The organism is Streptomyces sp. NPDC006624, assembly GCF_040611555.1.
In the GTDB taxonomy this organism is placed as follows: Bacteria; Actinomycetota; Actinomycetes; order Streptomycetales; family Streptomycetaceae; genus Streptomyces.
The window spans coordinates 1-10,910 of sequence record NZ_JBEXOM010000013.1 but is presented as its reverse complement, the minus strand read 5'-3'; the positions used below and the strand labels follow the sequence as shown (position 1 = coordinate 10,910).

General features: G+C 74.9%; 10 protein-coding genes. 5 read left to right on the top strand and 5 right to left on the bottom strand.

Features of this window, described 5'->3' with window-relative positions:
* Positions 1-46: 46 nt before the first annotated feature.
* Both ABZY20_RS23190 and ABZY20_RS23185 read right to left on the bottom strand, forming a co-directional pair.
* Complete coding sequence (locus ABZY20_RS23190; RefSeq protein WP_356443609.1) at positions 47-1,336, bottom strand: PH domain-containing protein; 1,290 nt, start codon at positions 1,334-1,336, stop codon at positions 47-49.
* 104 nt (positions 1,337-1,440) lie between these two features.
* Positions 1,441-1,971, bottom strand: coding sequence for a PH domain-containing protein (locus ABZY20_RS23185; protein ID WP_356443434.1), 531 nt, complete (start codon positions 1,969-1,971; stop codon positions 1,441-1,443).
* 31 nt (positions 1,972-2,002) lie between these two features.
* Between ABZY20_RS23185 and ABZY20_RS23180 the strand changes: the two genes are divergently transcribed.
* Entirely contained in the window at positions 2,003-3,154 is a 1,152-nt protein-coding gene (locus ABZY20_RS23180) for an NADH-quinone oxidoreductase subunit D (protein WP_356443433.1), read from the top strand.
* 31 nt (positions 3,155-3,185) lie between these two features.
* Here ABZY20_RS23180 and ABZY20_RS23175 read toward each other — a convergent pair whose 3' ends face one another.
* Entirely contained in the window at positions 3,186-4,196 is a 1,011-nt protein-coding gene (locus ABZY20_RS23175; RefSeq protein WP_356443432.1) for an SAM-dependent methyltransferase, read from the bottom strand.
* A 118-nt stretch (positions 4,197-4,314) separates the two neighbouring features.
* Here ABZY20_RS23175 and ABZY20_RS23170 point away from each other — a divergent pair, with 118 nt between their 5' ends.
* Positions 4,315-5,505, top strand: a complete 1,191-nt coding sequence (locus ABZY20_RS23170; protein ID WP_356443431.1) for a sensor histidine kinase — start codon at positions 4,315-4,317, stop codon at positions 5,503-5,505.
* A gap of 96 nt (positions 5,506-5,601) precedes the next feature.
* Complete coding sequence (locus ABZY20_RS23165; RefSeq protein WP_356443430.1) at positions 5,602-6,273, top strand: response regulator transcription factor; 672 nt, start codon at positions 5,602-5,604, stop codon at positions 6,271-6,273.
* 70 nt (positions 6,274-6,343) lie between these two features.
* Here the strand turns inward: ABZY20_RS23165 and ABZY20_RS23160 are convergent, their stop codons facing one another.
* Both ABZY20_RS23160 and ABZY20_RS23155 read right to left on the bottom strand, forming a co-directional pair.
* Positions 6,344-7,450 (bottom strand): DUF5937 family protein, encoded by a 1,107-nt coding sequence (locus ABZY20_RS23160; protein ID WP_356443429.1) that lies wholly within the window; start codon positions 7,448-7,450, stop codon positions 6,344-6,346.
* A 472-nt stretch (positions 7,451-7,922) separates the two neighbouring features.
* Entirely contained in the window at positions 7,923-9,104 is a 1,182-nt protein-coding gene (locus tag ABZY20_RS23155; RefSeq protein WP_356443428.1) for a beta-eliminating lyase-related protein, read from the bottom strand.
* Positions 9,105-9,292: 188 nt separating this feature from the next.
* On the opposite strand from ABZY20_RS23155, the gene ABZY20_RS23150 reads away from it, so the two are divergent.
* Together ABZY20_RS23150 and panC are read left to right on the top strand one after the other, a co-directional pair.
* Positions 9,293-10,222: a DUF2520 domain-containing protein gene (locus ABZY20_RS23150; RefSeq protein ID WP_356443427.1), complete on the top strand. Its 930-nt coding sequence runs from the start codon at positions 9,293-9,295 to the stop codon at positions 10,220-10,222.
* Positions 10,219-10,910: pantoate--beta-alanine ligase (gene panC / locus ABZY20_RS23145; protein WP_356443426.1), on the top strand; the 692-nt coding region annotated here is incomplete at its 3' end. The genes ABZY20_RS23150 and panC, both read left to right, overlap by 4 nt.

Below are 10,910 nucleotides of genomic sequence, written 5' to 3'. Positions count from 1 at the left end.
TCAGGGCATCCGGCTCGACCGGGTCACGGCATCCGGCTCGGGCGTGTCATGCCATCCAGCGGTCCGGCCGCGCGTCCCTGCGCCCCGTGCGGGATCGTTCCGCCTGCGCCGCGAGCAGCTCGCGCGCCTCGTCCGCGTCCCGCAGCCGTGCCGTCACCACCTTGTTCGCGCCCGTGTCCACGTGGACGTCGGCCACGCCCCGGGCCCGCTCCCAGGGCCCCTGGGTCATCCGTACGCTCTGCACCTTCGCGTGCGGGACCAGGGCGAGGCTCCGGCTGAGCAGCCCGGACCGGGCCGCGAACACCGCGTCCGTGACGGCGAGTCCGTAGCCGCGCCACCACAGCGGCACGCACCACCGGGCCCGGCGCGGCGACGGCGACAGGGCGGCGTGCTCCGGGACGGTCACCCCGGGCAGCACCCGCGTCACGACGTCCTCGGCGATCTCGCGCGGGGCGACCGGCACCAGCACCGAGTTGGACGATCCCGCCACGTCGAGTTCCACGCGCACCCAGCCGCGCCGCCGCCACAGCAGCGGCTCCACGATCCGCACGGTCTGCACCCGCCCCGGCGGCACCGTCTCGTGCGCCCGGTCCAGCAGGCCGTGGTCGATGCGCAGCCCGTCGGGCGACTCGGCCACCGTCCAGTCGTACTCGGCGACGAACCGTCCCACGCTGCTCGCGCCCGCCGCGCCCAGCAGCGGCAGGGCGACGGCCAGGACCGTCCACACGCTGTGGGTGACCAGCCACAGCACCGGCGGCACGACCAGCGCCGCGGCCAGCGACCCCCAGGTCGCCCCGGACAGCACCAGCGCCCAGGCGAGCACCTTGGGCGGCACCCGCAGCAGCTGCCGGGACGGCGCCTCACCGACCTCGTGCGCGGTCTCCGGCGCGAAACCGGCCGCCCGGGCGAGCAGTTCGGCCCGCAGCGCCCGGGCCTCGCCGGCCCCGAGGAAGGCCAGCTCGTCCTTCTTGTCGGTGCCTATGACATCGAGTTTGAGCTTGGCGACGCCCACGACCCGGGCGAGCAGCGGCTGGGTGATGTCCACGGCCTGGAGCCGCTCCAGCCGGATGTGCGCGGTGCGCCGGAAGACGAGCCCGGTGCGGATGCGCAGTTCGCTCGCCGTCACCGCGAAGTGGGTGAACCACCAGGAGCAGAAGCCGTAGAGCGCGGCGGCCGGGACGATCACGGCCAGGCCGATCAGCAGGGTGGTGGTCGTGAGCCGCGTCAGATGGCGCTGGGCCCCGTCGGGGTCGTGCACGGCCCAGCCGAAGACGACGGCGATCGGTGCCCAGGCACGCCGCAGCGGGGTGACGGGGTGCAGCCGCCGCTCCGTCACGCCTGTGCCGGAGCCGGTGCTGGTGCTGGTGCCGGAGCCGGTGCCGGTGCTGGTGCCAGTGCCTGTGCCGGTCCCGGTCTCGCTCCCGGCGGTCTCGGGCGCGGTCACAGTCCCGCCGATCGGGCCTCGCCCAGCTCGGTGAGCCGGTCGCGCAGCCGTTCCGCCTCCGCCGGGTCCAAGCCCGGGATGGCCGCGTCGGTCGCCGCTGCGGCCGTGTGCAGCTGCACGCTGGCCAGCCCGAAGTGCCGCTCCACCGGCCCGGACGTGACCTCGACGAGCTGCATCCGCCCGTACGGCACCACCGTCTCCTCGCGCCACAGCACGCCCCGGCTGATCAGCAGGTCGTCGGCGCGCTCGGCGTAGCGCCAGGAGCGCCAGTTGCGCCCGAGCATCACCCAGCCCCAGATCATCAGCGCCAGCGGCAGCACCGCGAGCGCGCCCCAGGCGGGCCCGGCCAGCAGCCCCGGCACCAGCCCGGCGGCCAGCGTCATCAGCCCCAGCCACACCACCAGAAGCAACCGCCGCATCTTCAGCAGCCCGGGCGGCAGCGCGGTCCACACCGGCTCGCCCTCCGCCGCCCGCGCCGCGCCCTGTGCCTCGTCCGGCCCCGTGTCCTGCGGGCTCCCCGTCTCCATGCGCCCAGCGTACGTAGGAGAGACTGTGTCCATGACTCCTACGACGGAGACCATGGTCGGAATCGGCGGCGCCGCGGAGAGCACCGACATGGTGCTCAACATCGGGCCCCAGCACCCGTCCACGCACGGCGTGCTGCGGCTGAAGCTGGTGCTGGACGGCGAGCGCATCACGCACGCGGAGCCGGTGATCGGCTATATGCACCGCGGCGCGGAGAAGCTGTTCGAGGCGCGCGACTACCGCCAGATCATCATGCTGGCCAACCGCCACGACTGGCTGTCGGCGTTCTCCAACGAGCTCGGCGTGGTCCTCGCCGTGGAGCGGATGCTCGGCATGGAGGTCCCCGAGCGCGCGGTGTGGCTGCGCACGCTGCTCGCCGAGCTGAACCGGGTGCTCAACCACCTGATGTTCCTCGGCTCCTACCCGCTGGAGCTGGGCGGGATCACCCCGATCTTCTACGCCTTCCGGGAGCGCGAGGAGCTCCAGCACGTCATGGAGGAGGTCTCCGGCGGGCGGATGCACTACATGTTCAACCGCGTCGGCGGCCTCAAGGAGGACCTGCCGGCCGGCTGGACCGCCCGCGCGCGCACCGCCGTGGCCGACGTGCGCTCCCGGATGGACCGCTTCGACGACCTGGTGCTGGGCAACGAGATCTTCCGGGGCAGGACCCGCGGCGTCGGCGTCCTCAGCCCTCAGGCCGTGCACGCCTACGGGGTCAGCGGCCCGATCGGGCGCGCCTCGGGCGTCGACCTCGACCTGCGCCGCGACGAGCCGTACCTCGCCTACGGGGAGCTGGGCGACGTCCTGAAGGTCGTGACCCGGCAGGAGGGCGACTGCCTCGCCCGCTTCGAGTGCCTGCTGGAGCAGACGCACAACGCCCTGGACCTGGCCGACGCCTGCCTCGACCGCCTCGCCGAGCTGCCGCCCGGGCCGGTCAACCAGCGGCTCCCGAAGGTCCTCAAGGCACCCGAGGGCCACACCTACGCCTGGACCGAGAACCCCCTGGGCATCAACGGCTACTACCTGGTCAGCAAGGGCGAGAAGACGCCGTACCGGCTGAAGCTGCGCTCCGCGTCGTACAACAACATCCAGGCGCTGACCGAACTGCTGCCGGGCACGCTGGTCGCCGACATGGTCGCGATCCTGGGGTCGATGTTCTTCGTGGTGGGGGACATCGACAAGTAGGACCGCGGCAGGGCCGCCGGCGGCGGAGGGCTCAGTTCCCGGGCGGGCCGAACGGGTCCGGGATGCCGACCGGCTGCACCAGCCACCCGAAGTCGCCCAGCCCGCCCGGTGCCGTCAGCTCGGCGGCCTCACCGGCGCTCGCGAGGGCGCGTACGTACGCCGCGGGGTCGGTGGACGCCAGCGTGAGCGGGGGGCGTGCGCCGGTCACGCCGAGGGCGCGCAGTGCCGTGCGCTGCGGGAGCACCCGCCCGCCGGGCAGCGTGCACGCGTCCAGCGCCACGTGGGCCGTGAGGTCGCAGGAGCCGTCCGGCACGGGCCGGGTCCCGCGCCCCTCCCGGAAGCCGGTGAGCGTCCCGAACGGCGGCCGGGCGTCCGCCGTGTGCGCGTAGTCCGCGGCGACGGCCAGCCCCCGGCCGAGCGTCCCGACCGCCGCGGCCCAGGCCTCGTCCCTGGGCAGCCCGATCTCGGCCCGCAGCCCCTCCTCGCCGGTCAGCGGCCACCAGCGCTCCAGCCACCGCGCCTCCGCCGGCCCGACCGGCTCCCCGAGCCGCTCCGACCCGTCCCGCCGGACCAGCACCCGCCGCACCACCCCCGCCGGGTCCACCTGCGCCACCTCCACGGGCACGTTGTCCAGCCACTCGTTGGCGAACAGCAGCCCGGTCGTCCCCTCCGGGGGCGCGGCCAGCCACTCGATCCGTTGATCGAGGCCGGCGGGCCGGCCGGCGACCTCGACGGCGTGCACGCGCGTGCGGCCCGCCACCTCGCCGGGCAGCGCAGCGAGCACCCCGCGGGCCAGTTCGCCCCGCCCGGCGGCCATGTCGACGAAGTCCAGCACCGGGGGCCGCCCCAGCTCCTCGTCGACCCGGCACAGCAGCCGTGCCACCGCCCCGGCGAACAGCGCGGAGGCGTGCACGGACGTACGGAAGTGCGCGGCCGGCCCCTCGGCCCGCCGGTAGAAGCCCCCCGGCGCGTAGAGCGCGTCCTGCGCCGCCGCACGCCACCCGCGCCACTCGCGCCACTCGTCCTTCGCTCCCGCTGCCACCGGCCCAGGCTAAGCGCACACAACGACCGCAACTCCACCTTGGGGAGTACGAGCGAGCGACGCGGATCGGCCCTCCGGTTGACCCCTGCACCTATTCCGCTTCCCTACGCTGGGTTACGTGCAGCGCCTCTATGACTTCCTCCGCAGGCACCCGATGTGGGTCGACGGCACCTGGGCCGTCGTTCTCCTCGGGATCTCCCTGGTGGGCGGAGTGGCGGGCGGCTACGGCTCCCCGGCCGCCGCCGTGCCGATCACGCTGATGCTGTGCCTGGTCGTCGCGCTGCGGCGCCGGATGCCGGAGAGGATGCTGCTGCTGGCCGCCGCGGCCGGCGTGGCCCAGCTGATCACCGACGTCAGACTGGGCCCCGCCGACTTCGCCATGCTGGTGATCGTCTACACGGTCGCGGCGGAGGGCGCGCGCTGGGCCTCCCGTTTCGCGCTGGGCGCCGGCCTGTGCGCCGCCCCCGTGGCCTATCTGCGCTGGCCCAGTGACCAGACGAACCTCGCGGGCAACGTCGCCCTGACGGTCTTCATGACCGTGCCCTTCGCCCTCGCCTGGGTGCTCGGCGACTCCATCCGCACGCGCCGCGCCTACTTCGCGCAGCTGGAGGAGCGGGCCGCCCGTCTGGAGAGGGAGCGCGAGGCCCAGTCCAAGGTCGCCGTCGCCGCCGAACGCGCCCGCATCGCGCGGGAGTTGCACGACGTCGTCGCGCACAACGTGTCGGTGATGGTGGTTCAGGCCGACGGCGCCGCCTACGTCCTGGACGCCGCCCCCGACCAGGCGAAGAAGGCCCTGGAGACCATCTCCTCCACCGGCCGCCAGGCCCTCGCCGAGATGCGCCGCCTGCTCGGCGTGCTGCGCACCGGGGAGCACCAGGAGGCCGGCGAGTACGTGCCGCAGCCCGACGTGGAGCAGATCGAGGACCTCGTGGAGCAGTGCCGCGGCTCCGGACTGCCCGTCGACTTCAAGGTCGAGGGCACCCCGCGCCCACTGCCCAGCGGCGTGGAGCTCACCGCCTACCGCATCGTGCAGGAGGCGCTCACCAACACCCGCAAGCACGGCGGGCCCGACGCCGGCGCCAGCGTGCGCCTGGTCTACTTCGACGACGGCCTGGGCCTGCTCGTCGAGGACGACGGCAAGGGCGCGCCGCACGAGCTGTACGAGGAGGGCGGCCTGGACGGCCAGGGCCACGGGCTGATCGGCATGCGCGAGCGCGTCGGCATGGTCGGCGGCACCCTGGACGCGGGCCCGCGCCCCGGCGGAGGATTCCGCATCAGCGCCCTGCTGCCGCTCAAACCGGCGCACTGACGACGCCGCACGCCCCTCGCTGACACCTGTCACGACCCCGTACGCCCCCTTCACCCCCCTTCGCCCCCTGAGAACAAGACAACGGAAGAGGCTTCGATGACGATCCGCGTGATGCTCGTCGACGACCAGGTGCTGCTGCGCACCGGGTTCCGGATGGTGCTGGACGCCCAGCCGGACATGGAGGTCGTCGCGGAGGCGGGCGACGGCGTCGAGGCCCTCCAGGAGCTGCGCACGACCGAGGTGGACGTGGTGCTGATGGACGTCCGCATGCCCAAGCTCGACGGCGTGGAGACGACCCGCCGGATCTGCGCGGACACCGACCCGCCGAAGGTGCTCATCCTGACCACCTTCGACCTCGACGAGTACGCCTTCTCCGGGCTGAAGGCGGGCGCCTCCGGCTTCATGCTCAAGGACGTGCCGCCCGGCGAGCTGCTCGCCGCGATCCGCGCCGTGCACAGCGGGGACGCGGTCGTCGCGCCCTCCACCACCCGGCGGCTCCTGGACCGCTTCGCGCCGATGCTGCCGGGCGGCGCGCAGCAGCCCCGGCACAAGGAGCTGGAGCGGCTCACCGAGCGCGAGCGCGAGGTCATGGTGCTGGTCGCGCAGGGGCTGTCCAACGGCGAGATCGCGGCCCGGCTGGTGCTGTCGGAGGCCACCGTGAAGACGCACGTGGGCCGCATCCTGACCAAGCTGGGCCTCCGGGACCGGGTGCAGGTCGTGGTGCTGGCCTACGAGACGGGGCTGGTGCGGGCCGGCGGGCACGGCTGAGACCGCCGCGCGGCGCGCTCACGCAGGATGCCCGCCGCGCTCGCCACAGGATGCCCGCCGCGCGGCGCGCTCACCGCAGGATGCCCTCCAGGAACTCGCTGCCCAGCCGCGCCACCACGGTCACGTCCAGCTGGTTGAGCACGTACCGCCCGCGGCGGCGGGTGGTGATCAGGCCCGCTTTGCGCAGCACCGTCAGATGCCGGGATATCTCCGGGGCCGTCATGCCGAGCACCTGCACCAGCTCGCTGGTGGTGTACGCGCTGCGGGCCAGGTAGCGGCACATGCGCATCCGCACCGGGTGGGACAGCGCGGTCAGGCGCAGGGCCAGCCGCTCCAGCGTCTGCGGGGCGGTGAGCTCGGGGGAGCCGACCGGGTAGTGCAGCACCGGCTGCCAGCCGTGCTGGTGCAGGACCATCAGATGCGGCCAGCCCAGGCTCGTCGGGACCAGCAGCAGGCCGCCGTCGCCCGTGGCCGTGCGGTCCTCGCCCAGCTTGTCGACGGTGATCCGGGCGGCCGCCTCGTCGAGCGTGACCGCAGGGGAGACCGCGTTCAGCGCCTCGGCCAGGCCCTTGTGGCGCAGCAGGTCCGTCTTGTGCCGCGCGTCCGCCGCGAGCTGGTGGCGCAGCCGGGACCACACCTCCGCGAAGAACGCCTCGTCGCAGTCCTGGAGGAACTGCCGCAGCCAGGCCCGGATCGACGGCGGGTCCGCCAGCAGCCGCTCGCTGAACAGCGACTGCCGGGGTCCGCGGGCGGCGGCCAGGTCGAGGGCGCGGCGGCGCACCTCCGGGTCGGTCAGCGCGGTGGGCCCGCCCTCGCCGTGCCCCGCGCCGCAGGTGAACTCCAGGGCCGCGTTCACGAACTGCTCGTCGGACAGCTTGTCGAGCTGGTCCAGCTCCTCGGCGAGCGTGGCGCCCGGCAGCGCGCTGCGGCCCGGGATGCCCGCCCAGGGCATGAACAGGTCCGAGAACGTCGTCCGCCACAGGAAGTCCGCCTCACACATCCGGTCGGCCAGATGCGGGTCGAGCCGGGCGGTCACGCCCGTCACCCAGGCCTGCAGGCCCGGGTGATGCCCCGGTTCGGACAGCGCGTGCAGCGCCATGCCCAACTCGGCCAGCGGGGACGGGACGACGGCGACCCTCTCCGGCCGCAACCCAGCGATGTCGATGTGCACGCCCATGACCTCATGGTGCACCCCGCCACCGACAACGCCTCCGTGGATTGACGGGCCTCGTCAATCAACGCCACGCCCGGGCCGCCCGGCTGACGCTCGTCCCGCCCGCGCCCGTCGCACGGCGGGAGCACCGGGGCAGCCGCGGAGCCTTCGGGCCTCCGTCCGGCGTTCCCGCGTCCCGCGTCCCGCGGAGGCGTCCTCCTGAGCATCACGCGGCGGTCCCTCCTCGCCACCGACCGCGCCGCTCCCCCGGCGAGCCCGCCCCGCCCGCCCCGGGCAGGCACGACCGGCAGGCCGTGCGCGGGTGGGGCGACGAACAGCAGTTCCGTGCGGCCCCGGCCGCCCACCGCCCCCACGTCTGTATCCGGCACCCCGGTGGCCGCCCGGCCGGTCGGCGGACCCGCCCGGCACGCCGGTCGGCCGCCCGGCCGGTCCGCGGCCCCCCGGGCCACTCGGCCCCCTGCCCACCCCCGCCCGGCTACCCGGCCCGGTCGGGCAGCCGTGCCGTGAAGTCCGCCACCGCCGCCTTCACGTCCTCGGCGGTCCACTCAAGCCCGGCGGCCCGTACGTGCACCTCCGTGGTCGCCAGGCCGGGGCCGCTCCGGGTCCAGGCGCCGCCGAACAGCACGACGCCCGTCTCCTCGGCCGTCCGTACCGCCGCCTCGGCGAGGACGTCCGCCTCGTACGGCAGCCAGACCTGGAAGTCGTGGGTGTGCGGCACCTCCGGGTGCACGCGCGCCCACGGCACCCCGGCCGCGGCCAGGCCCTCGCGCAGCGCCGCGGCCACCACGCGCGCGTGGGCGACGTACTCCGGCAGCCGGGGCAGCTCCCGCTCCAGTCCCACCAGCGCCGACAGGGCCGTCGGGAACTGCTGGAAGACCTGCCCGCCGTAGCGGTGGCGCCAGGCCTTCGCCTCCTCCACCAGTTCCCCGGGACCGGCGAGGGCCGCGCCGCCGAAGCCCTCGAGGGACTTGTAGAACGACACGTAGACGCTGTCGGCCAGGCCCGCGATCTCCTCCAGGGAGCGGCCGAGGTGCACGGTGGACTCCCACAGCCGGGCCCCGTCGAAGTGCACCACCGCGTCCCGCTCCCGCGCGGCCGCGACGACCTCGGTGAGCTCCTCCCAGGAGGGCAGCACGAAACCGGCGTCCCGCAGGGGAAGTTCGAGCATCAGCGCCCCGAAGGGCTCCTCGAAGTCGCGCACCTCGGCGGCCGTGGGCAGCCGCGGCCGGCTCGTCAGGCGCACCGGGCGCAGACCGCCGACCTCGCTGAACGCGTTGCGCTCGTGCACCTCGGGGTGGCTCAGTCCGTGCAGGGCGACGGTCGGGTTGCCGTTGCGGCCCGCCCAGCAGCGCAGCGCCACCTGCTGGGCCATCGTGCCCGTCGGGAAGAACGCGGCGGCCTCGGTGCCGAGCAGCCCGGCGACCCTCGCCTCCAGGGCGGCGACGACGCCGTCGCCGTACACGTCGCTCAGCTCGTCCAGGTCGTAGTGGCTCTCCGCCTCCTGAAGCACCGCCAGGCGCTCCCGGAGCGTGCGGTGGAAGCCGAAGCGCGCGAGCACCCGCCGTGCGCCGCGGTGGGCGGCCAGCCGCCGCGCCCGCAGCGTCGCGCTCCGGTCCTCGTCCGCCACCCGCTCATCGCGTTCCGCCGTGTCAGTCATGCCCGGATCCTCCCCCGCGCGCGTGCGGCGCGGCACGCGCAATTCCGGCTGAGTGACGCCCCTGCGGTGGGCCGTGAGTGGGCATGCACACCCTGTGGACGACCGAACGCCCCTCGAACCGATCGCGTTAACATGACGAGAAATCGTCCGGTACCCGGAGCGGACTGGAACGGGAAGGCCGCCGTCGAGTGAACACAACCCCACAGCCAGACCCCAAGGACCGCCCCGCGCGGCTCACCGTCGGCGTCGTCGGCGCCGGCCGAGTCGGACCCGCCCTGGCGGCGTCCCTCCAGCTCGCCGGGCACCGCCCGGTCGCCGTCTCCGCGGTCTCCGACACCTCGCGGCGCCGCGCCGCCCAGCTGCTGCCCGACGTGCCGGTGATGCCGCCCGCCGAGGTCCTGCGGCGGTCCGAGCTGGTGCTGCTGACCGTTCCGGACGACGCCCTGCCCGAGCTGGTCGCGGGCCTGGCCGACACCGGTTCCGTCCGGCCGGGACAGCTGCTCGTCCACACCTCCGGGCGGTACGGGGCGCGGGTGCTGGACCCGGCCCTGCGCGCGGGCGCCCTGCCGCTCGCGCTGCACCCGGCGATGACCTTCACGGGCACGCCCGTGGACGTCCAGCGCCTGGCCGGCTGCTCCTTCGGCGTCACCGCCCCCGAGGAGCTGCGCCTGGCCGCCGAGGCCCTGGTCATCGAGATGGGCGGCGAGCCGGAGTGGATCGCCGAGGAGAACCGCCCGCTCTACCACGCGGCCCTCGCCCTGGGCGCCAACCACCTGGTCACGCTGGTCGCCCAGTCCATGGAGCTGCTGAACGCCGCCGGGGTCGCCGCCCCCGACCGGATGCTCGGCCCGCTGCTCGGCGCGGCCCTGGACAACGCCCTGCGCTCCGGCGACGCGGCCCTGACCGGCCCGGTCGCGCGCGGCGACGCGGGCACCGTCGCCGCGCACGTCACCGAGCTGCGCCGGCACGCCCCGCAGACCGTCGCCGGGTACCTGGCGATGGCCCGCGCCACCGCCGACCGGGCCCTGGCGCACGGCCTGCTGAAGGCGGAGCTCGCCGAGGACCTCCTCGGGGTACTCGCCGACCGGACCGACGGCACCGAAGGGGAGGCCCGATGACCGTCAGCCTGCTGCGCACCGCCGGTGAGCTGCACGCACGCGCGCGTACGGGCCGCCGTGCCGTGGTGATGACCATGGGCGCCCTGCACGAGGGCCACGCCACACTCGTCCGCACCGCCCGCCGCATCGCCGGCCCCGACGGCGAGGTCGTCGTCACGGTCTTCGTCAACCCGCTGCAGTTCGGCGCGGGCGAGGACCTCGACCGCTACCCGCGCACCCTGGACGCCGACGTCGAGCTCGCCGGGCGGTCCGGCGCGGACGTCGTGTTCGCCCCGTCCGTCGACGAGGTCTACCCGGGCGGCGAGCCCCAGGTGCGCGTCACCGCGGGCCCCATGGGCGAGCGTCTGGAGGGCGCCTCCCGCCCCGGCCACTTCGACGGCATGCTCACGGTCGTCGCCAAGCTGCTGCACCTGACCCGCCCCGACGCCGCCCTGTACGGCCAGAAGGACGCCCAGCAGCTCGCGCTGATCCGCCGCATGGTGCGGGACCTGAACTTCGGCGTGGAGATCGTCGGCGTCCCCACCGTCCGCGAGGAGGACGGCCTGGCGCTGTCCAGCCGCAACCGCTACCTCTCGGCCCCCGAGCGGCGCACCGCCCTGGCCCTGTCCCGGGCGCTGTTCGCGGGCCAGGACCGGCACGCCGCGCAGGAGGCGCTGCGCGCCCGGGCCCGCGAGGTGCCCGCCACGCG